General features: G+C 61.0%; 19 protein-coding genes and 1 pseudogene. 8 read left to right on the forward strand and 12 right to left on the reverse strand.

The genetic code is table 11. The features are described from left to right. Positions 1 to 90: 90 nt before the first annotated feature. A complete protein-coding gene (locus tag ACXX83_RS13250) occupies positions 91 to 1,449 on the forward strand; it encodes a Wzz/FepE/Etk N-terminal domain-containing protein (protein WP_217835567.1) in 1,359 nt (452 codons plus the stop codon). Positions 1,450 to 1,579: 130 nt separating this feature from the next. Beyond that, positions 1,580 to 5,299, forward strand: a complete 3,720-nt coding sequence (locus tag ACXX83_RS13255) for a beta strand repeat-containing protein (RefSeq protein ID WP_217835568.1) — start codon at positions 1,580 to 1,582, stop codon at positions 5,297 to 5,299. A 116-nt stretch (positions 5,300 to 5,415) separates the two neighbouring features. Here the strand turns inward: ACXX83_RS13255 and ACXX83_RS13260 are convergent, their stop codons facing one another. Further along, positions 5,416 to 5,892 (reverse strand): HvfA family oxazolone/thioamide-modified RiPP metallophore, encoded by a 477-nt coding sequence (locus ACXX83_RS13260; RefSeq protein ID WP_217835569.1) that lies wholly within the window; start codon positions 5,890 to 5,892, stop codon positions 5,416 to 5,418. A gap of 615 nt (positions 5,893 to 6,507) precedes the next feature. On the opposite strand from ACXX83_RS13260, the gene ACXX83_RS13265 reads away from it, so the two are divergent. Then, entirely contained in the window at positions 6,508 to 6,861 is a 354-nt protein-coding gene (locus ACXX83_RS13265) for a DUF6124 family protein (protein WP_458548712.1), read from the forward strand. Positions 6,862 to 7,052: 191 nt separating this feature from the next. Here ACXX83_RS13265 and ACXX83_RS13270 read toward each other — a convergent pair whose 3' ends face one another. Continuing rightward, complete coding sequence (locus ACXX83_RS13270; RefSeq protein ID WP_458548713.1) at positions 7,053 to 8,069, reverse strand: M14 family metallopeptidase; 1,017 nt, start codon at positions 8,067 to 8,069, stop codon at positions 7,053 to 7,055. Positions 8,070 to 8,240: 171 nt separating this feature from the next. Here ACXX83_RS13270 and ACXX83_RS13275 point away from each other — a divergent pair. Then, positions 8,241 to 8,726 (forward strand): annotated as a pseudogene (locus ACXX83_RS13275) (TetR family transcriptional regulator C-terminal domain-containing protein); the annotation flags it as partial. Here the strand turns inward: ACXX83_RS13275 and ACXX83_RS13280 are convergent. The 6 genes from ACXX83_RS13280 to ACXX83_RS13305 all read right to left on the reverse strand — a co-directional run bounded on the left by ACXX83_RS13280 (position 8,682) and on the right by ACXX83_RS13305 (position 15,629). Beyond that, the gene (locus ACXX83_RS13280; protein ID WP_458548714.1) at positions 8,682 to 9,686 is read right to left on the reverse strand and encodes a DMT family transporter; all 1,005 of its coding nucleotides are present in this window, start codon (positions 9,684 to 9,686) and stop codon (positions 8,682 to 8,684) included. The pseudogene ACXX83_RS13275 and the gene ACXX83_RS13280 overlap by 45 nt on opposite strands. Continuing rightward, positions 9,686 to 10,384 carry an ABC transporter permease subunit gene (locus ACXX83_RS13285; protein WP_458548715.1) on the reverse strand — a complete coding sequence of 233 codons (699 nt, stop codon included), beginning with the start codon at positions 10,382 to 10,384 and terminating at the stop codon, positions 9,686 to 9,688. Before ACXX83_RS13285 ends, ACXX83_RS13280 begins: the two co-directional genes overlap by 1 nt. Positions 10,385 to 10,402: 18 nt before the next feature. Further along, the gene (locus ACXX83_RS13290; RefSeq protein ID WP_007977785.1) at positions 10,403 to 11,116 is read right to left on the reverse strand and encodes an ABC transporter permease; all 714 of its coding nucleotides are present in this window, start codon (positions 11,114 to 11,116) and stop codon (positions 10,403 to 10,405) included. A gap of 141 nt (positions 11,117 to 11,257) precedes the next feature. Then, entirely contained in the window at positions 11,258 to 12,040 is a 783-nt protein-coding gene (locus ACXX83_RS13295) for a transporter substrate-binding domain-containing protein (RefSeq protein ID WP_458548716.1), read from the reverse strand. A gap of 27 nt (positions 12,041 to 12,067) precedes the next feature. After that, positions 12,068 to 14,071, reverse strand: coding sequence for an aminotransferase class I/II-fold pyridoxal phosphate-dependent enzyme (locus ACXX83_RS13300; RefSeq protein WP_458548717.1), 2,004 nt, complete (start codon positions 14,069 to 14,071; stop codon positions 12,068 to 12,070). Between the two features lie 157 nt (positions 14,072 to 14,228). Then, on the reverse strand, positions 14,229 to 15,629 hold the full coding sequence (locus ACXX83_RS13305; RefSeq protein ID WP_458548718.1) for an MFS transporter: 1,401 nt from the start codon (positions 15,627 to 15,629) through the stop codon (positions 14,229 to 14,231). 214 nt (positions 15,630 to 15,843) lie between these two features. Between ACXX83_RS13305 and ACXX83_RS13310 the strand changes: the two genes are divergently transcribed. Then, positions 15,844 to 16,728 (forward strand): LysR family transcriptional regulator, encoded by an 885-nt coding sequence (locus ACXX83_RS13310; RefSeq protein WP_458548719.1) that lies wholly within the window; start codon positions 15,844 to 15,846, stop codon positions 16,726 to 16,728. Between the two features lie 185 nt (positions 16,729 to 16,913). Then, positions 16,914 to 17,333: an organic hydroperoxide resistance protein gene (locus tag ACXX83_RS13315; protein WP_015095649.1), complete on the forward strand. Its 420-nt coding sequence runs from the start codon at positions 16,914 to 16,916 to the stop codon at positions 17,331 to 17,333. 140 nt (positions 17,334 to 17,473) lie between these two features. Here the strand turns inward: ACXX83_RS13315 and ACXX83_RS13320 are convergent, their stop codons facing one another. Together ACXX83_RS13320 and ACXX83_RS13325 are read right to left on the reverse strand one after the other, a co-directional pair. Further along, positions 17,474 to 17,926 carry a cupin domain-containing protein gene (locus tag ACXX83_RS13320; RefSeq protein WP_015095650.1) on the reverse strand — a complete coding sequence of 151 codons (453 nt, stop codon included), beginning with the start codon at positions 17,924 to 17,926 and terminating at the stop codon, positions 17,474 to 17,476. A gap of 163 nt (positions 17,927 to 18,089) precedes the next feature. Next, entirely contained in the window at positions 18,090 to 18,584 is a 495-nt protein-coding gene (locus tag ACXX83_RS13325) for a winged helix-turn-helix transcriptional regulator (protein ID WP_458548720.1), read from the reverse strand. Positions 18,585 to 18,683: 99 nt separating this feature from the next. Between ACXX83_RS13325 and ACXX83_RS13330 the strand changes: the two genes are divergently transcribed. Together ACXX83_RS13330 and ACXX83_RS13335 are read left to right on the forward strand one after the other, a co-directional pair. Beyond that, positions 18,684 to 19,316 carry a cysteine hydrolase family protein gene (locus ACXX83_RS13330; protein WP_458548721.1) on the forward strand — a complete coding sequence of 211 codons (633 nt, stop codon included), beginning with the start codon at positions 18,684 to 18,686 and terminating at the stop codon, positions 19,314 to 19,316. Continuing rightward, positions 19,316 to 20,881: an aldehyde dehydrogenase (NADP(+)) gene (locus ACXX83_RS13335; RefSeq protein ID WP_458550200.1), complete on the forward strand. Its 1,566-nt coding sequence runs from the start codon at positions 19,316 to 19,318 to the stop codon at positions 20,879 to 20,881. The genes ACXX83_RS13330 and ACXX83_RS13335 overlap by 1 nt, the downstream gene beginning before the upstream one ends. Before the next feature lie 68 nt (positions 20,882 to 20,949). Here ACXX83_RS13335 and ACXX83_RS13340 read toward each other — a convergent pair whose 3' ends face one another. Then, positions 20,950 to 21,786, reverse strand: coding sequence for an IS3 family transposase (locus ACXX83_RS13340; RefSeq protein ID WP_371916226.1), 837 nt, complete (start codon positions 21,784 to 21,786; stop codon positions 20,950 to 20,952). After that, positions 21,783 to 22,085 carry a transposase gene (locus ACXX83_RS13345; protein WP_458548453.1) on the reverse strand — a complete coding sequence of 101 codons (303 nt, stop codon included), beginning with the start codon at positions 22,083 to 22,085 and terminating at the stop codon, positions 21,783 to 21,785. The genes ACXX83_RS13340 and ACXX83_RS13345 overlap by 4 nt, the downstream gene beginning before the upstream one ends.

Raw genomic sequence — 22,085 nt, forward strand, 5'->3', positions numbered from 1 at the left:
GTATAGAGCGGAAATAAACGCTCCGACCGGGACAGCTGGCGTGTAGAATAGTTCAACTTTAAACGGAGTTAATTTTGCAATGGAGTTTGTATGAGTCACGCTGAATCGTTACCACCGCCCCGCCCCATCACGATTCCGTTCAATACTCAAGAAATTGACTTGGGTGATTTTTTCACCACCCTGTGGCATCAAAAGTACCTGATCGCAGGCATAGCCCTGGCAGTCACAACGCTGGCAGCGGTCTACGCCTTTACAGCGACACCTCAATACCGGACGAAGACATTTCTTCGTCCTCCGTCTATTAAAGATCTTGATGCACTCAATCAGACAGGAGTTTACGCACTCAATCCCGAAGAATCACTCAAACGCGTCGGTGCTGCACTCAACTCCTATGAAGTGCGTAAATCCTACTTCGATCAGCACCAAGAGCAATTCTCCGGTATTGACTCAGGTGACTTGACACAAGCCTTCGAACGCTTCAACAGCGATGCATTCAGGATTACTCAGCCAAGTAACAAGGGTGGCGACAACCTTACCAACTTCGTCGGACTGGAAATCACTTTTCCGGGAACAGTCGAAGGTCATGTCATTCTTAACGGGATCGTGCAAGAGGCCATCAAAAGCGAACGCAAGCAGATCCAGGACGACTTGAACAGTGTGATTGACAACAGTCTCAACACCTTGGAACGCAAGATGGGTATTGCCCGCGCCAGTTATGAGGCCGACAAGGACTCAACCATTGCCAAAATCAGCGAAAGTGACTTTCTCCGGCGCGCACAGTTGCAGGATGAGTTGCGTGCACTTCGTACAGAGCTGCGCGACCGTCGGGAAAGTCGTATCGCCCAGTTGAACGAGTCAATCAACATCGCCCGTGAGTTGGGGATCGTGAAACCGACTACCCCCACGGCGATGGGGCAAAGCAACGGTGTAACTCAGGGCAATGTTTTTCGTGCGGAAGTTTTCAACGAGCAGTTCCCGCTGCACTTCATGGGCACTGAAGCGCTTGGGGCCGAGCGAAATGCCCTGCTGGCACGAAAGTCTGACGACCATGCCAGCCCCCGGATCTCCGAGATCAAAAAAGAGCTTCAGCTGCTGGAACAAAATCGACAGATTGAACGACTTAAATCGCGCAAAAATGATGATCTATTCCTGAACACGCTGGTTGATATGCGGGCAGAAAAAACAAGATTGGAACATATCAATCGCGATCTGAGTGACCTGGCGCTGGTCAAGATTGACCAGCAGGCTGTCAAGCCAAACAACCCGATAAAGCCTAACAAGTTGCTGATCCTGATTCTCGGGATGTTCGGAGGCTGTGTGCTCGGAATATTCGTCGCACTGATACGCGGCATTGTACTTAGGCGCTCTGCCAGCCGTTACGCGGTGAGCACAGAGAAAGTGCTTTTAGGGCAATCAACAAGCACGATGGCAAATAGCCGCATATCATGAGTGTTGGCCTGCGTGGCCTCGACGAATTTCGATGAATTGCCTGGCGATTTCAAGCTGCCGGTCACTGATGACAATGAACCATACGGCCGCGTGGGTTTCCATTTGCTGCCCTGAATAAAGGAAATCACACATGGCCGTGATTACAGGCACAACGAACAGCGATGAACTGTTCGGGACAAGTCAGCCCGACAGCATTATCGGCCTGGCGGGGGATGACATTCTCGACGGCGGTGTAGGTCTGGACACGTTGGACGGCGGCAGCGGGGATGACACCTACATTCTCGATAAAATCCCCGAGCTGAAGTCTGACTTCACAAATGTATCCGGGCTTTTGATTACCGGCGTCATGGACCCCAAGTATGTATGGGGCGCTACTCCACCGCCAATCGACGCTATATTCCTTTCCGAATCATCCGGACTGTATTGGGGCCAAGCCAGCTACGACGACCGTGGCAGGGGTATTATTATCACCCACTGGGTTTCCTTTGAGTCTGCGGGGGGATTAGCCTCCCCGCATAACGTCGGCGAAAGCTTCTTCTACAACTACCACGTAGACCAAGACCAAATAGTGGACAGCGGTGGTACCGATCTGGTCAAGTCCAGCCTGGCCAGCTACACCCTGGGCAGCACCCTGGAAAACCTGGAACTGACAGGCAGCGAAAATATCAATGGTGACGGTAACGACCTGAACAACCGGCTGACCGGCAACAGTGGCAAGAACACCCTGATGGGCTACGGTGGCGACGATATCCTGGACGGAGGCGCGGGTGCCGACTTGATGCAGGGCGGCGATGGAGGCGACACCTATTACGTCGACAATCTCGCCGATGTGGTCAGCGAAACCGGCACCGGCGGCGTTGACCTGGTCGCCAACTCCCTCGCCAATTACGTGCTCGGTGCCAATATCGAGAGTGGCCGCATTCTCTCGACCGGGACCTCCAACCTGGGCGGCAACGCTCTCGACAACGTACTCTACTCTGGTAGCGGCAATAATAGTCTCTACGGTAATACGGGCTTCGATACCGTTTCATATGAGTACGCGGACGCTGCTGTCACCATCAATCTGGGCTCCGTATCGCAAGTCACGGGCGGCTCCGGCACGGACGCCCTGGGAAGCATCGAGGCGGTGATCGGAAGCCGGTTCAACGACACCCTGATCGGTAACTCGCAAGACAATACCCTCGATGGCAGTGTCGGTCGTGATCTTGTCAAGGGAGAAGGCGGCAACGATACCCTGATGGCTGAAGGGGGATATTCGGCGACGCTGGAGTCGATTGATTACGAGACGACATACGATGAATTTGGCAATCAGATTAGCGGCTTTGAATTCTGGTTCTACCACGGCGAAACCCTCGACGGTGGCACCGGCAACGATTTCGTCAGTTATGCCAATGCCCAATCGAGCGTGGTGGTGAACCTGACCAGCGGCTTTGGGTATGCAACGGGTGCCATTGCCCTGCTTAACAGCAGGCCTGCTCCGGAGACCGGCATAGGGAATTTCATCAACGACGTGGAACAAGCCATCTCAGACTTTGCCGACCAGTTGTGGAGTATCGAGAACATCATCGGCAGTAGTTTCAATGATGTTCTGACCGGCGATAATGCGGCCAATATCCTCAGCGGCAAGTCGGGTGCCGACACTTTGATCGGCGGACTCGGCAACGACACCTACTATGTCGACAACATCGGCGACGTCGTTACCGAAACCGATGCGACGCTCAGCAGCGGCGGTAGCGATACCGTCCATAGCGCGCTCAACGCCTACACCCTCGGCGCCAATGTCGAGAACGGGCGCCTCACCGCCACCGGGGTTGCCGCCCTCACAGGCAACAGCCTCAATAACACCCTCTTTTCCGGGACCGGCAACAATGTCCTCAATGGCATGACCGGCGTCGACGCGGTCTCCTACGTCTATGCCGGCAGTGCAGTTACCGCCAGCCTGGCAATGACCACGGCCCAGGCAACCGGCGGATCAGGCACCGACACCCTGATCGCCATCGAAAACCTCACGGGCTCCAACTACGACGACACGCTCACGGGCAACGCCGCCGCCAACCTGCTGAACGGTGGCGCCGGCAATGACGTTTTGAATGGCGGCGCAGGCCTCGACAGAATGACGGGCGGTGAGGGTTCTGACACCTACTACGTCAGCAGCGCCGACGACGTCGTGGTTGAAACCAATGCGATAGCCAGCACCGGCGGCAGCGACACGGTCTATAGCTACCTCGACACCTACACCCTCGGCGCCAATGTCGAGAACGGTCGCCTCCTCGCCACCGGGGTTGCCACTCTCACGGGCAATAGCCTCGACAACACCCTGTTTGCCGCGGCCGGTAGCAACGTCCTCAATGGCAGCACCGGTGTCGACACAGCCTCTTACGCCTATGCCGGCAGCGCAGTCACCGTCAGCCTGGCCGTGACCACGGCCCAGGCCACCGGCGGATCAGGCTCCGACACCCTGATCGCCATCGAAAACCTCACCGGCTCCAACTACAACGACACGCTCACGGGCAACGCCGCCGCCAACCTGCTCGATGGTGGTGCCGGTAATGACGTTTTGAATGGCGGCGCAGGCCTCGACCGAATGACAGGCGGTGAGGGTTCTGACACCTACTACGTCAGCAGCGCCGGCGACGTCGTGATTGAAACCAATTCGACGGCCAGTTCCGGCGGCAGCGACACGGTCTACAGCTATCTCGGCGCCTACACCCTCGGCACCAATGTCGAGAACGGTCGCCTCCTCGCCACCGGGATTGCCGCTCTCACAGGCAATAGCCTCGACAACACCCTGTTTGCCGCGGCCGGCAACAACGTCCTCAATGGCGGCATCGGCGTCGACACGGCCTCTTACGTCTATGCCGGCAGCGCAGTCACCGTCAACCTGGCTGTGGCCACGGCCCAGGCCACAGCTGGATCAGGCTCGGACACCCTGATCGCCATCGAAAACCTCACGGGCTCCAACTACAACGACACGCTCACGGGTAACGGCGCAGCCAACCTGCTCATTGGTGGCGCCGGCAATGACGTTTTGAATGGCGGCGCAGGCCTCGACAGGATGACGGGCGGTGATGGTTCTGACTCCTATTACGTCGACAACATTCTCGACGTCGTGATGGAAACCAATGCCACGGCAAGCATTGGCGGCAGCGACACGGTCTACAGCTTTATCAGCGTCTACACCCTGGGCGCCAATGTCGAGAACGGGCGCCTCCTCACGACCGGGGCCGCCACCCTTACGGGCAACAGTCTCGACAACACGCTCTATTCCGGGGCCGGCAGCAACCTGCTCGATGGCAGCACCGGCGTCGACACCGCCTCCTACCTCTATGCCGCCAGCGCCGTCAGCGCCAGCCTGGCCGTGACCACGGCCCAGGCCACCGGTGGATCAGGCTCCGACATCCTGCTAGCCATCGAAAACCTCACCGGTTCCAACTACAACGACAGGCTCACGGGCAACGCCGCCGCCAACCTGCTGAACGGTGGAAGCGGGAACGACATCCTGATCGGCGGGATGGGCAAGGATGTTCTCACCGGCGGCGCCGGCAACGACATCTTCGACTTCAACGTCGTCGCTGAAACGGGGCTGACCAGCTCCACCTGGGACATCATCAGTGACTTCACCCGAGGGACCGACAAGATTGACCTGTCGACGCTGGACGCCAACACGGCGACGGTAACCAATGAAGCCTTCAATTCGATCATCGGTAGTACCGCAGCCTTCAGTGCGGCCGGCCAGTTGAAAGTTTCAGGGGGCGTGCTCTATGGCAACACCGATGCCGACGGCGCCGCCGAGTTCGCCATCCAGATCGTCGGTCTCAACACCGCGACCACGGCAGACTTTATACTTTGACTTGCGGATCTGGCACCTGACATCGTGGCGCGTGGTGAATCGCCCTTGATTTACTAGCCCATACCAAAAACCCTTCCTGCGCATCAACGCAGGAAGGGTTTTTTGTTAGCGGCTGATCACTCTTTAGCCTGGCTCAACTTGGTGAACAACTCGGTCGGCACTTTCTTGCCGTTGGAGGTGTACTGGTTGGTGCGGAACTTGTACACCTCACCCTCGGACAGGAAGCCGTCGCCGTTGGCGTCCATCGCCTTGAATTCCTCTGTGCCCTTGGGCGCCACGGCCAGCAGTTCCTTGAGCGACACGCGTCCGTCATCATCGGTGTCTGTGCGGGCGAAAGACGCATCGCCGCACTTGCCTTCACCGCACTTGCCTTCGGCCTGGGTCTTTTGCGCGCTGGCTTCGCTGGCACCGCACTTGCCTTCGCCACACTTGCCCTCGCCACACTTGCCTTCGCTGGTCTTTTCCGCGGAGGCCAGTTGATAGCCCTGAGGCAGGGCTTCGGCGGAAAAGGCGGAGGACGCGAAGTTGATACCGCCGACCAGTGCAACAGCGATCAGGCCAATACGGGTTTTGTTCGACTGGATACGAGACATGTTGATACTCCGGATCAATGACGTGGCGGGACCACTATTGGTCGTACCACAAGGGTTGATGAACCTGGTGGCGAGCTGCGTTGTGCTTCTCGCTTTGGCCGGTCTATTTGGCCCCAGTGGTGTATCCGGGCTGTATCCGTGGTGAGTGGGTTTTGTAGGGTTGTAGTCGGATTTCGTGCGCTGATACACAGCGATACACGAAAGCCGGTATTCAGTGATGGGGATGTTTTTTGCTTGCGCGGGGGGGGGGGCGCTCGACATTGCCCAAGAGCGCTTGTTTAAAAAGGTTGTAGGGTATTTCCGGTGGGCTACAAGACCTTGCGTCGTTGCCTACGGGTACGCCAGAATCCGCCGGCTTGTGCGCCTTGCCCCTGGTCTCTATCGTTTCTGCGCCACTGCCCATCAGTGGTCGGGTTTAGCAGCCCGGGGTTGTAAGCAAGCTGCACATGCTCCTGTCAGTCAGGTATTCCTATGCCTGCATTTGATGGTGGCTGTGCGCAGGGCGCCTTCGGGCGCGCCGGCTTTGCTAGCTTCCCCGGTCTGCTAACCTGCGCACAGCTGCCTCCTTCTCGTTTAGCAGCAAGAGGGTTGGCACCCAATCAGAGAAGCAAGCATATGTTCAAAGTCACCCCCAACCCGCCGGACACCGATCCGACATCCCCCTGCGAATCCGATTCAAACAGGCTCAATGAAGCCGCCGAATCCGCCTTCCACGTCCCCTCCACCGCCGACATCAAGGCCACACCGCGCACGCCTGGCACTCTGTTTACCGTCGACCCCGAGGCCGATACCGAAACGCTGATGGTGTATCTGGTCGAGACGCTGGCCTCGGTCGATGTGATGGTGCATCAGTTGGTGGATCATCTGGATGGTGGGTCGCGCAATGCCCTGTTGGGGATTTCCAATAGTGTGATGCTGGCGGAGATTACGGCGAATCGGGTGTTGGATCAGATTGATCCGCGTGAATAGATACCGAACCTGTGACTAACTGCTTTTGTGGTGAGGGGGCTTGTCGGATCGCCGCACCGCCCCGCTCGGCGGCGAAGCCGTCGTAAAACCTGACTGCACCATCTGACTGGAGAAAAGCGGGGGCCGCTTCGCAGCCCAACGGGGGCAAGCCCCCTCGCCACAGGGGTTGTGTGTTTGATGTTCGGTGATGGCTAGTTCGGGTCGAGTAAGCCACCGCTCCAGTGACGCGACACCCGGCTGCCGGTGAATTTCGCTACGCCCATGCCCTGGGCGATCAGTCGGTCGCGATAGCGCGTGACCAGGCGTCCCGCTTGTTCGGCATGCAGGACCACTTCGGAAGTCGGGTCACCCGGGGTTCTGAGGATCCGGGCAAAGCGCTGCCCTTCTTCGACGAAATCTCCCAGCTCTTTTTCGAAGATCAACACGCCGGGTTGCGGGGCGATGAGGGTTTCCATGTGGCCCATTTCCACGGCTTCGACGGGCCAGTCAGCGGGCGCCACGGACTCATCGATGACGCCGAACGCGCACAGCCAGTGGTACAACCCTTCGGCATCCGACTCGGCGAAGCGGTCGTTGACATCGCCCTGCCCGCGCAGCTCCAGGGTCGCGGCCATGCGCCCTGCTGTGACGCCGTCGCGTAGCCACGGGGCGATGATGGTTTCTTCGAAGGAGCCGTCGCCGCCGTCATCCCAGATGATCGCCACGTCCATCTTCATCGCCGCCGCCAGTTCGCGGCCGCGGGGCCAGAAACTGCGGTGCACGTAGAGGTACGGCAGGGCTTCGTCGTCGGTGTGCAGGTCGAGCATCACGTCGGCCGGGGCGGCCAGTTGCACCAGTTGCTTTTGCCATTGCTGGACGCAGGTCGAAGGTCGCGCCATGGCCGCCGACTGGTCGAACGCGCGATTGAAGTTGTGCCCGGTCGCGTCGTGGTAACGCCCGAGTATCCGGCCCTGGCGAAACTGGCCGATGCCCAGCGGATTGGCCTGTGGCACCACGGTCACCTGGCCCTTGAGCCGGCCCTGTGCTTCGGCGATCTGTAGCCGTTGCATCAGCACATGCAGGACCAGCATCCCGGCGATTTCATCGGCATGCACTCCGGCCTGCAGGTGCACGTTCGGCCCGCTGCCATCGCCGGCATAGCGCCAGGCACCGACCCGCACGGCATCGCCGTTGTTGTTGCTGACACTGAACGAAATATCCTGCGGCATTGGTTTTCCCTCCTGTCATGACCGTTGAAAAACGCTGTATCGCGGCTGTCGAGGCTGGTGATTGAACGGGTGTTCAACTAAGCTCGACAGCGTGGAAGCTCATCCAGGGACAGCCTTGTGACAACCGATGCCCAGAAAAACCGTCGCGCCGAACCCGAAGACCGCCGCGAAATGCTGGTGGCGGCCACCCTGCGCTGCCTGGGCCGCGACGGTCACGCCGGGATCTCCGTGCGGCGCATCGCCACCGAGGCCGGGGTGTCCGTGGGTTTGCTCAACCATCACTTCGGCAGCATCGAGGCATTGATCGCCGACACCTACCAGCGACTCGCGAGCGAATTGACCACGGCCCTGCTCCAGGAAATCGAACAGGCACAGACACCTGCGCAGAAGATCGATGCCTTTCTCGAAGGCTCGTTCTCGCCCAGGGTCATGGACCCGAAACTGCTCGGGGTATGGGTGGTGTTCTGGAGCCTGATCCGTCACTCCGAACACGTCAGCCAGTCCCACGAAAAAAGCTACCGCGCCTACCTCGATCTGATCCGCCAGTTGCTCGACGGCCTGGCGGCCAGTGAAGGCTTTGTGATTCACGACACGCGCCTGGCCGCCATCGGCCTATCGGCGATGCTCGACGGTCTCTGGCTCGAGTGGTGCCTGAACCCCGAGACCTTCAGCGCCGCCAACGGACTGCATATCTGCCGTTGCTGGATAAAGGGGCTGCGTCACGGAGCATTCAGCACCGACGACGTCCTGTGACGGGTGCCGGCCGAAGATCATCGCCAGGGTGCCACTGACGGCGATCAGCCCGGCGCCGATCATCAGTGACGTGTCCATCAGCGTGCCCCAGACCAGGCTCGACAGGGCAAATGCCCAGATCAAGCCGGTGTATTCGAACGGTGCGAGCAAGGTCGCGGTGGCGCGGCGGAAACTGGCGAACAGCAGGAACTGGCCGATGCCGCCCACCAGCCCGGCGCCGAGCATGCCCAGCCAGGCCGGTGTCGGCGAGGGTGTGTAAGTCCACGGCAGGGCCACCGCCATGCACATCACAAACACCACGTTGGTGATCAGCATCTGTTCCAGCACGGAGGTCTGGTCATCCACCTGTCGCAGCTGGATGTAGGTGAACGCCCAGCACATCGCCGCCAGCAGGGTCAGGACGATGGGCAACGGCTCGGTCATGTGGTCGGGGCGACAGGCAATGACCACCCCGACGAATCCGACGATCAGGCTGAACCATTGCCAGCCGCTGGCGCGCTCCTTGAGGATCACCGCCGCCAGCACCGTGACCATGATCGGCGCGGAAAAATACAGGGTGGTCATCTCGGCCAGGGTCAAGTCCCGGGCCGCCGTGTAGTACAACACCCAGGCCACTATCGACAGCAAGCCGCGCACCACCAGCAGGCGCCGGCTCGGTGAATGCCAGGCCCGCTGGATAACGCGCGAGCGCCCCGCCAGCAGCACGGCCACGACCACCACGGCGGCGCGCCAGAACAGAATGGTGACCACCGAATAATCGGCCACCAGCCACTTGATGACAGCATCCTGCAACGACAGGAACGCATAGCCCAGGGTGCACAGGCCGATGCCCTGCAGCGAGCGGTCGACTTTCGACGAGTTCATCAGGCCGACCTGCGCACAGGCGTTCCGCGCCGCTCGGCGAAGGCAAACAGCGCTTCGATCAGGAAGGTCAGGCAGACGTAGACACCGGCCACCAGCAACAGGGGTTCGTACACTTGCAGGGTTTGCGCGCGGACCACGTTGGCGGCGCCGAGCAGGTCGATCACGGCGATGGTCGAGGCCAGTGCCGTGGACTTGAGCAGCATCACGGTCTCCCCCGCCAGGGTCGGCAACAGCAGGCGCAGGGCCCGGGGCAAGCGCACCCGCAGCAACGACTGGCGCGCGGTCATGCCAAAGGCCGACGCAGCTTCCATCTCGCCCTTGGGCACCGCCAGCAGGCCACCGCGAATCACTTCGCCGACGTAGGCCCCCATCGACACCACCAGGGCGAACACGATGTACCAGTAGCCGTCGCGCAGGTACGGCCAGAGGAAGCTGGCGCGAATCAGCGGGAACTGGGCAAACAGGCTGCCCAGCCCGTAGTAGTAGATGTAGATCTGGATCAGCAACGGCGTGCCGCGCGTGACGCTGGTGTAGAACAGGCTGACCTTGGCGATCACCTTGTTTTTCGAGATCCGCGCCAGCGCCACCAGCACCGCCAGCAGGTAACCGAACACACTGGAGACCAACAGAATGATGAGGGTGGTTTGCAGCCCCCGGCCCAACAGCGCCCCGTATTCAACTATCCACGCTGGAATCATTTCATTCTCTCTGCCGGTTCAGTCAACAAGAGGCATCCAGCGACGAATGCGTCGCTCCAACCGTCCCGAAAGATAGTTCGACGCCAAGGTCACCGCGTAATACAGCGCGGCAGCCGTGAGGTAGAACAACAGATAGTGGCGCGTCGAACCCGCGCCTTGCTTGGCGGTGTACAGCAGCTCGTTGGTGCCGACCACGCTGATCAGCGCGCTGTCCTTGATCAGGTTGATCCACAGGTTGGCCATCCCGGCCATGGCGTAAGGCGCCATGATCGGCAGCGTGACCCGGCGGAACAGACCGAAACCGTTGAGGCCGAACGCCTTGGCCGCTTCGATCTGGCCGAAGGGAATCGCCTGGATCGCCGCGCGGAAAATCTCCGAGGCGTAGGCGCCCTGCACCAGCCCCAGCACGACGATGGCCGCCAGCGGACCGCTGACGTTCACCACGCCGTAGCCGAGTTTGGTCATCAGCGAATTGAGAAGCATGGAGCCGACGTAGTACAGCAACAGAATCAGCAGCAACTCCGGCACCGCGCGGAACAAGGTGGTGTAGCCGCGCATCAGCGCTGCAATCGGCTTCGGCGCGCCGAGCTTGAGGCACGCCACCACCAGTCCGATGGCCAGCCCGAGCACAAAGGCCCCGGCGGAAATCTGCAGGGTCATCCAGAGCCCCTTCAACAGCGCACTGCCCCATCCCTGTTCGGTGAAATTGATCAGATCGAACATTGCCGGCATTTCAGTCTCCCCTGATCCTGTGGGAGCGAGCCTGCTCGCGAAAGCGGTGGTTCAGTCAACATGGATATTGACTGTCATGCCCTCTTCGCGAGCAGGCTCGCTCCCACAGGTTTTGCATTGACTTCAGGACCTGTGTTCAGGTCAGAACGCCGGCTTCACGCTGGTGCCGAAGTAGCTCTGGGACAGGTCGTCGTAGTCCTTGCTCGCCAGCAATTCCTGGATGGCCTTGTCGAGTTTCGCCTTGAGCTCGGTGTCGTCCTTGCGCAGGCCGGCGCCTACGCCTTTGCCGAAGATCGGGTCATAGGGCACGGTGCCGAGGTAGGCCAGGTCCTTGGCATCCGGGGTCTTGACGAAGGCGGCCATGGCGGTGCCGTCGGCCATCATCAGGTCGATGCGCCCGGCAATCAGGTCGGCGTTGGCCGAGTCCTGGGTGTCGTAGTACTTAACCTCGGCGATTTTTTCGTAGTAGGTCTTCAGGTAGCTGGCGCTCACGGTCGAGTTCTGCACGCCGATAATCTTGCCCTTGAGGTCATCCGGGTACTTCTTCACCGACGTCTCTTTCGGGCCGACGACGGCAATCGCCGAATCGTAGTAGGCCTTGCTGAAGGCGATCTGTTTTTCCCGTTCTTCGGTCACCGACATCGAGGAAAAGATCACGTCGATCTTCTTCGCCAGCAGCGACGGAATGATGCCGTCCCACGCCACTTCCTTGATCTCGCAATCGGCTTTCATTTCGCTGCACAGCTTGTGGATCAGGTCGACTTCAAAGCCCTTCCACTCACCGTTGGCCTGCTTTTCGGTGTACGGCGGATAGGGTTCGGCGGCCACCGCGAAACGGATGGGCTGTGCCTGTGCCGCGCTCATGCCGGCCAGCATTACGCAGGCCGCACCGGTCAACCAGTTTGCAAAACGTCGATTTCCCATGTTGTTTTCCCGTCTTTTTATGATGAGTTAGCGAGTCTGATGAGCGTTGACGAATTGCCGGCAACGCTCGCTGCGTGGGTGTACGAACACTTCGTCCGGCGAACCGGTTTCCTCGATCAGCCCTTGATGCAGGAAGGCGACTTTGGAAGAGACATCGCGTGCAAAAGCCATTTCATGGGTCACCAGGATCATGGTCCGGCCTTCTTCGGCGAGGGAGCGGATCACCCGCAGCACTTCCCCGACCAGTTCCGGGTCGAGTGCCGAGGTGGGTTCATCGAACAGCATGACCTTGGGCCGCATGGCCAGGGCCCGGGCGATGGCCACCCGTTGTTGCTGTCCCCCGGAGAGAAACGCCGGGTACTCGTTGCGCTTGGCCGCAAGGCCTACGCGTTCGAGCAGGGCTTCGGCCCGTTCGGTGGCCTCCGCACGGCTTTCACGCAGGACCTGGGTCGGCGCTTCGATGAGGTTTTCCAGCACCGTGCGATGGGGCCAGAGGTTGAAGTTCTGGAACACCATGCCCAGGCTCGACCTTATGCGCACCAGCTGTTTGGCGTCCGACACCAGCGGTGCGCCGGGGCGATTCTGGTTGAGGTGAATGCTTTCGCCATCGACCAGGATGCGGCCCTGGTCCGGCACTTCGAGCATGTTGATGCAGCGCAGCAAGGTACTTTTGCCCGAGCCGCTGGCACCGATCAGGGAGATCACTTCGCCCTCGCGGGCGGTCAGGGATACGCCCTTGAGCACTTCGATATTGCCGAAGCGTTTGTGCAGGCGATCGACCTCGATCATGGTCCTGGCCGCAGTCGGTTCGACGGTTGCGGTACTGGTCACCGTGCCGATCACCGGCCTCGGCGCTTCACCGTTGAGTACCTGGACAAAACCGCGAATACGCTGGCAGGCCTGGGCCAGTCGCTCTTCACTGAGGGTGAACGAAAGCCGTACAAAACCCTGGGCAGGCTCACCGAATGCCGCGGCATCCAGGACCGAGACACCGGCTTCACGCAGCAGGCGCCAGGCGAACTCCAGAGAGGTCAGGCCGGTGCCACGCACGTCCACCAGCACGAACATGCCAGCATCGGGGTTGAGCACGCTGATGCCCGGGCAATCGGCCAGCCCGGACACCACCAGATCGCGGCGCCGGCGATAGATCTCGCGCATGCCGTGGGTGACTTCATCGTGGGACTGCACGGCCTTGAGCGCCGCTTCCATGACGAAACCGGGCAAGCCGTACAGCATGCTCAGCACCAGGGTTTCGACATGGTTGACCAAGGCTTCGTTGGCCACGACCCAGCCGATGCGCCAACCGGTCATGGCATGGGATTTCGACAGGCTGCCGATCACCACGCAGCGCTCGGCCATGCCCGGCAACGCCGCCAGGCTCAGGTGTTCGCGCTCGTAGGCGAGGCTCTCGTAGACCTCGTCCACCACGACCCACAGGTCATGGGCGATGGCGAGGTCGGCGATGGCTTGCAGCTCTTCGCGACCCAGTACCACACCGGTGGGGTTGTTCGGGTTGGAGAAGAAAATCGCCCGGGTGCGCGGGGTGATGGCCTTGGCCAACACGGCGGCATCGAGGCGGAAACCCGAATCCGCCGCACAGGGCACCCGCACCAGCGTGGCGCCGGACGCCTTGAGCGTGGCTTCGTAGGTGACGTACATCGGGTCGAAGGCGATCACTTCGTCGCCGGCACCGAGCAGGCACATTGAGGTGGCGAACAAGGCGTTCTGCGCGCCAGCGGTGAGAATGATGTTCGACGCCTGCAGTTCGCGGTCGATCAACTGGCTGTAGCGGCCGGCGATGGCCTCACGCAGGGCCTGGCGGCCGGCGATTTCGGTGTAGTGGGTATCCCCTTCGCGCAAGGCGTGGATGGCGGCATCGGTGATGAAATCCGGGGTGGGAAAATCCGGGTCGCCGACGCTGAGGATGATCACGTCCTCGCCGTTGCGCTGTGCCGCGTTGGCCGCGTAGTGAATATCCCAGGCGGCAACGCCTTGGCCACTGATCCGCTCTACAAAGGGTGAAAACCGCATGCCAGTGCCTCGTTCGAATTGAAGAAACGCAAGCCCGCAACCAGCCGGGGGAAGGTGGCCCTCAACATAGTCCAGACTGAACACTCGTTCAACAGAAAACTCACAAGGCTTCGCGTTCAGCGCAAACAGGTCGTTTTCACGACAGTCGCGCCGTTTTTCAGCACGACGCGATCAAGCGACGTGAAAGGATTTTGCTGACCGCGCCAATCGCCAGGGCGATGCAGATCAGCCCCGCCGCAACCGCAAACGTCAAGCGCATCCCCTGCGCGATGGCCTCAGGTGGCGCCTGCAAAACATCGTGGCTGGCGGTGCCAAAGGCGAACACGGCGCCCATCACGCCAGCGCCGGTGATCAAGCCCAGATTGCGCGACAACCCGAGCAGACCGGAGACCACGCCGCGCTCTTGCGGCGTGATGTCCGCCAGCACGGCAGTATTGTTGGCCGCCAGGAACAGCGCATAACCGGCGGTCATGACCGCCAGTGGCACGATGTAGCCGAGCGTACCGAAGCCCGTCGGCACGGCGGGCAGGAGGCAAGCGCCGGTCAGCATGGCCAGCAATCCGAGCGTGCCGGATCGATGTGCGCCCAATCTGTCGACCCATCGACCCGCCGGGACCCCGACCAGTGCGGCGACCAGCGGCCCCATCGACATCGCCAGGCCAACGCTCGCTGCATTCAGCGCCAGTGCGCCGGTGAGATAAAACGGCCCCACCACCAGGGTGGCCATGACCACGGTCGTCACCAGCAGGCTCATGGCGAAACCTGCGCTCAGCTGCAAATTACGGAACATCGCCGGTCGAACCAGCGGCGACTCGGCGCTGCGCTCGACGAACACAAACACGCCCGACCCCACCACGGCCACCAGCAGCAGTGCCGCGTTCAGCGGAGCAAAACTGCCGCGCCCGAGGGTCATCGCCAGCGCATAGGCCAGCAGCGTCAACACCAGTACCAGGGTGCCGAGGACGTCGAAACCCGCTCGGTCCGCCCTTTTCTCAGGGTCATCTTTCGGTAGAAAACGAAGCGCGAAGCCTATCGCCAAAACACCCAGCGGCACATTGAGCAAAAAAATCGCCTGCCACCCGAAATTGGCAATCAGAAATCCGCCAAGGGTCGGGCCGAGCGAGGTGCCGATCGCCGACATCGTGCCGAGCAGGCCCATCGCACTGCCCAGTTTTGCCTTGGGCACCGCCCCGCTCACCAGGGCCAGGGTCAACGCCATCATGATGGCCGCGCCGATGCCCTGCAGGGCCCGGGCGGCAATCAGCAATCCGAGACTGGATGAGACGGCGCACAGGACTGAAGCGGCGGTAAACACAGCCATCCCGATCAACAACAAACGCCGACGGCCAATGATGTCGCCGAGCCGCCCGGCACTGACGATCAACGCCGTGATCGCCAGCAGGTAAGCGAGCACCACCCATTGCACTTGCTGGAAGGAGGCCGAGAACGCGGCGGCCAGTGTCGGCAAACCGACATTGGCAATGCTCGTGCCCAGGGATGACAGCAACATGGACAGCGACAGGCTGGCCAGCGCGCCCCGAATCGATATGGACTTCATTTTCTCGCGACTCCGCAAACAGGTTGTCTGGAGCCTAAGCCCGGCCATAACATGGCGGAAGACGCAGCGTTTGCACTGAATACATGCACTAAACGCCACTCACCCACAACACAGTGTGGGAGCGGGCTTGCTCGCGAAAGCGGTGTGTCAGCCAACGTTGATGTTGAGGCTGATGGCCCCTTCGCGAGCAAGCCCGCTCCCACAGGTATTTCCAATGCCCGATCTGAATCTGCTGATCACCCTGAATGTGTTGCTCGAAGAAGGCAGCGTGGCCCGGGCCGCGCAGCGTTTGCGCCTGAGCCCGTCGGCCATGAGCCGGGCGCTGGCGCGATTGCGCGAAACCACGGGCGATCCGTTGCTGGTGCGGGCCGGACGCGGACTTGTTCCCACGCCCCGGGCGCTGGAGTTGCGTGAGCGCGTCGGCGTGCTCGTGCAGGACGCCGAAGCCGTCCTGCGCCCCGCCGAGGCACTTGACCTCGCTCAACTGGCACGCACCTTCACCCTGCGCACCAGCGACGGCTTCGTGGAAAATTTCGGCGCGCCACTGATCGCCCGCATCCACCGCGAGGCGCCCGGTGTCCGCCTGAATTTCGTGCAGAAGCTGAACAAGGACAGCACCCTGCTGCGCGACGGTTCGGTAGACCTGGAAACCGGCGTGATCGGCGAATCCACCAGCCCGGAAGTGCGGACCCGGATGCTGTTTCGCGACCGCTTCATTGGCGTGGTGCGCGAGGGCCATCCACTGGCTCACGGCGAAGTCACACCGGTGCGTTATGCCGACGCCCGGCACATCCTGGTTTCACGCCGGGGCCACGAAAAAGGCGTGATGGACGACGCCTTGACTGAGTTGGGACTGAAGCGGGAGATCATCACCATCGTCGCCGGCTTTTCGTCCGCGATTGCATTGGCGCGGGCTTCAGACCTGGTCGCCAGCGTGCCGCAGCGGCACGTCGGCAACCTGTGCCAGGGCATGCATTGCTTTGCGTTGCCCTTCCCCACGCCGCCGATCACGGTGTCGATGCTCTGGCACCCGCGCATGGACGCCGACCCGGCGCATCGCTGGCTACGCGGTTGCGTGTGGGAGGTTTGCAGTCAATAACCTCCGGCGCCGCGCGCACTCCAGCGGTTTGTATCGAACTGTATGTCCCCCCGGCCACCTTACACAGCGATACACATCCGCCAGGTTCAGGACATATGTGCAGTACATGGAAATGAAACAGTGGCGCGCATCGCAAAGCGCAGGCTTTCCGAGCATTCCAGCAACCCACTGACAGGAAAAACACCATGATCAATGCAATAGAGACCGTGCTGTACACCGGCAAGACCCACACCACCGGCGGCCGCGACGGTCAGGCGCGCAGCACCGATGGACGCCTGGACATCCAGCTTTCGCCTCCCGGCTCTTCGGGCGCCGGCACCAATCCTGAGCAACTGCTGGCGGCGGGTTGGTCAGCCTGTTTCATCGGGGCGATGGGCAAGGCGTGCGTCGCGCTGAAGGTGGCATTGCCGAGCGATGTTGCGGTGGATGCCGAAATCGATCTGGGCAAGTCCGAAAATGCTTTCTTCCTGCAAGCCCGCCTGAATGTCAGCCTGCCGGGCCTGGACCCGGCCATCGCACGCAACGTGGTGGAACTGGCGCACCAGACTTGCCCGTACTCCAAAGCGACCCGCGGCAATATCGACGTCGAAATCAATCTGGTTTGACCGACGCGGACACCGCAATCGTTTTTGTTGTTGTTGTGGGAGCGAGCTTGCTCGCGATGGTCTAGAGAGCGCCGCGTTTAGCCAGAAAACACGCGTTATCGTTAACGACCATCGCGAGCAGGCTCGCTCCTACAGTTGACCTACTCCTTGAGGATCAGTAGCGGCTGGCCTTTCTTGACGATGTAGGTTGCCAGCTCCGAGGCCTTGTCCTGGCCCACGTTCTTCGCCACATGCGCGACGCCTTCGGGGATGTACAACGAATCACCGGCCTTGAGCGTCACCGGTGCCCGCCCTTCCAGCTGATACTCGAAGGTACCGCTGATCACGTGCGCCACTTCTACGCCGGGGTGAGCGTGTTTGGGTGATGTCACGCCCGGGTCGAAGTCCACGAGCACCTGAGTGACTTCGCGGTCGGCGGCGCCCAGGTCTTCGCGTACCAGATCGGTGCGATGCAGGCCCTGCTGCCAGCTTTTCATCGCCGGAGCCGGCTGTGTTTCCTGGGCTTGAGAGAGACTCGCGAAGGCAGCGAGCCCTGCAGCGGTCAGAACCAGACCAAGCTTGCCAATGGTGTGACGGGTGTTGATACGCAACATTGCCTTTCCTCCAGTTGAACCCTGGCCAGCCGCGCCGAAAATGACACGGTGCCGGTGGTTGCATTAGAAGGCCGCCGTGTATCGCCCGAGTGTCTGGAAACCCCGGTTTTGTATGCCTGGGTAACGGCGGACGTTGCCGATACCTGCCGATACAAACCCGCCGCTAGCCCTTGAACGCTTCGCGCCGGGCACTGCGTTCGGCGACATAGGCGGCACTCGGTTCACTGATCAGGTCTGCGCGGCGCAGGGGCTGTCCGCAATGGGCGCACAGCGGTCCGAGCCCGGCCGGCTCGCCGCAACTGCGGTGGGTATAGATCACCGCCAAGCCTTCCCCGGGCGATTTGCACCAGGTTTCGCCCCAGGCCCGCAGCGCCAGCACCACCGAATGGAACGCATCGCCCTTTTCCGTGAGGTGGTATTCGTAGCGTTTGGGCCGTTCGCTGTAGGCACGTCGCTCCAGGAGCCCGTCGGCCTCCATGCTCTTCAAGCGCGCCGCGACCATTTGCGGCGTACCGCCGGTCTGCGCCTGGATTTCATCGAAGCGATGACTGCCCATGAACAACTCACGCAGCACCAGCACCGTCCAGCGGTCGCCCACGACGGCTTCGGCCCGGGAAATCGGGCACAGGGTTTCAGAAACGGTTGCTTTCACCGACATGCGGTATTGCCTCTCGCCTAGTTACTATGATTATCATATCTACGTGAATTGCTGGCAACTACACTTCATCATCCACGGATTATCTTGCGGAGCACCGCCATGTCCAACGCCACCTACCCTCTTGATCGGACGGCCTACCTGCTGGTCGACCCCTACAACGATTTTCTGTCGGAAGGCGGAAAGATCTACCCCTTGATCGAGCCCATTGCCACGCGAGTCGGCCTGCTCGACAACCTGCGTACGCTTGATCGCACCGTTCGCGGGCTCAACATTCCGGTGGTCATCGTACCGCACCACCGCTGGGAAAAAGGCGACTACGAAAACTGGGATCACCCAAGCCCCACCCAGTGCAAGATCATGCACATGCACCACTTCGCACGCGGGGAATGGGGCGGTGAATGGCACCCCGACTTCGCGCCGCAGGACGGCGACATCATCGTTCAGGAACATTGGGGTTCCAGCGGCTTTGCCAATACCGACCTTGATTTTCGCCTCAAGCAAAAGGGTATCACCCACGTGATCATCGTCGGCCTGCTGGCCAATACCTGCATCGAGGCCACCGCCCGTTACGCTCAGGAACTCGGCTATCACGTCACCCTGGTACGCGACGCGACCGCGGCCTTCAAACCGGAGATGATGCATTCGGCCCATGAGCTGAACGGTCCGACTTTCGCTCACGCCATCCTGACCACCGATGAACTGGTTGCCGCACTGGCACAGGCAGGTGCGTGATGCAGTTGACCGGCAAGCTGCTGATCGGCGCCAGCGATGTCGGCGCCAGCGAAGGCACCCTTAAGGCGCTCAATCCCGCGACCAACCAGCCGATTGAACCGGTGTTTGCGCTGGGTAGCGTGGCCGATGTCGACCGGGCGGCGACCCTGGCCGATGAAGCGTTCGATGTGTACAGCCATACCTCGCTCGCCGTGCGGGCGGCGTTTCTCGAACGCATCGCCGACAACCTCGACCGCGTTCGCACGGCGCTCGCGGCACGGGCCGCCCTGGAAACCGGCGTGCCCGAGGCGCAACTGGAAGGCGAGGCAATCAAGGCGGCCACTCAGTTCCGCCAGTTCGCCGATGTGGTGCGCAAGGGGCGTTTCCTGCAACTGGCCATCGACCCGGCGCAATCCGAGCGCCAGCCTCGCCCGCGCATGGATCATCGCCTGCAAAAAGTTGCCATCGGCCCGGTAGCGATTTTCGGCGCAAGCAACTTCCCCATCGCCTATTCGGTGGCTGGTGGCGATACCGCGTCGGCGCTGGCGGCGGGCTCGACCGTCATTCTCAAGGCGCACAACGCGCATCCCGGCGCCTCGGAAATCCAGGCCCGGGCGATCCGCCAGGCGGTGCAAGACTGCGGATTGCCCGAAGGCGTGTTCTCCATGGTGCGTGGCGGCGGCAATGCCATCGGCGAAGCGCTGGTCGATCATCCGCTGATCAAGGCCGTGACCTTCACCGGTTCCGAACAGGGTGGCATGGCGCTGTATCGGCGTGCGCAATTGCGCCCCGAGCCGATTCCGGTCTTCGCCGAAATGACCAGCGTCAACCCGACCTTCATCCTGCCGCGGGCACTGGCCGAACGCGGCGCGGCGATTGGCGATGGCTTCGTCGAGCGCATGCTGGTCAACGTCGGGCAAGCCTGCCTCAAGCCGGCGATCCTGCTGGCCGTCGAAGACGCAGGATTTGCAGCGCTGCGCCACGCCATGAGCAGTCGCGTGAGCGCAGCACCGGCGCGCACGATGCTGACACCGGGCATCCATGGGGCCTATCTGAACGGGCTGCGCACCCTGGAAAACGCCGGCGCCCGCCTCGTCGCTGTGGGCTCGACATCCACCGCTGAAGTCGATGGCCGCTCGGCGCTGTTCGAAGTCGATGGCGAACATTTTCTCGCCGAGCCAGTGCTTTCCCAGGAGGTATTCGGCCCGTCCGCGCTGCTGGTGAAGGTCCGGGATGAAGCAGAGCTGTTGCGGGTAGCGCGCTCATTCAAGGGGCAACTCAGCGCGACCCTGCACCTTGAACAGGACGACTTGCCACTGGCCCGTCGCATGCTGCCAACCCTGGAACGACGCACCGGGCGCATCGTGGTCAACGCCTTCGCCCATCCGCAGGAAGTGTGTTTTGCCACCGTGCATGGCGGGCCGTTTCCGGCCACCTCGGACAGTCGCTTTACCTCGGTGGGCATGACCGCCATCGAACGTTTCCTGCGCCCGGTGGCTTACCAGGGGTTTCCGGATGCCTTGCTGCCTGTAGGTTTGCGTGAAGGGAATCCCTTGGGGTTGCCGCGTCTTGTCGACGGTCATTAATGCCATACCGTCAACCCTGTAGGAGCGAGCTTGAACTGGTCAACTAATTTTGGACACCAGTTACGGTTTCATGCCGCCAGCTTCTCCATAGCTACCGGCGACCGGTAGTCGTTGTAGCTATGGAGCCTGACGTTGTTGTAACGCATCACATAACGCTGCACATCCACCCGCGCCTCATGTTCCGAGCGGTAGCCATCTTCTGGTACCCACTCTGACTTGAGGCTTCCAAAGAAACGCTCCATCGGAGCGTTGTCCCAGCACTCACCTTTGCGACTCATGCTTTGCAGGAGGCCATGTTTGCGCATTTCTTTCCTGAATTTATGACTGGTGTATTGGCAGCCCTGGTCAGAGTGAAACAGCACCTCTTTTGGCCGGCCTCGCAGGTCGACCGCCATCCGCAACGCTTCGCAGGTCAGCGTGGCATCGGAAATCATCGAAAACGACCAGCCCACGATCCTGCGGGCAAACAGATCCAGCACCGCCGCGAAATACATCCAGCGCGTGCCGACTTTGATGTAGGTCACATCGCCGCACCACACTTGGTTAACCGCCGTGACATCAAACTTGCGCTTGAGCACATGCGGCGCCACCAGCGCCTCAACGCCGGAAGATTTGTACTTGTGCCGCCGCCGTTGATGACTGGCAACACCGGCTTCGCGCATCAAGCTACGAGCCATATGGCGCCCGACACGGTGCCCCTTGGCTTGCAGTTCCTTGGACAGGGTGCGAGACCCGGCGGACGCTCTGGATTCCTTATGATGCTTGACCAGCACGGCCTTAAGTTTCTCCCGTTCAGGATTCACCTTGCCCTGGCGCTGACGCCAGGCGTAAAAGCTGCTGCGGGTGACTCCAAACGCCCGACAGCAATTGTTAACGCCGTACTGCTCGTCCAGCTCATTGATCAGCGAGAATGATCTTTGGAGTCCAAAAGCAGGAGAGCACTGGCCTTTTTTAGGATTTCAATGTCCAGGTCTTTTTGCCTGAGCAACGCTTTGAGCTGCTGAATCTCCCGCTGATCGGCGGTGATTGCCTTGGCCCCCAACGGGGTCGAACCCAAGCGTTCTTTGCGAACCTGGTCGACCCAACGGCGCAAGGCCGTAGGGCCAATATCCAAACTGGCACAAACATCGGGAACTGACTGGCCCTCGTCCAGCACCATGCTGGCGGCCTTGAGTTTGAACTCACTGGAATAAGATTTACGCAT

It is taken from the genome of Pseudomonas sp. GNP012 (genome assembly GCF_054343835.1).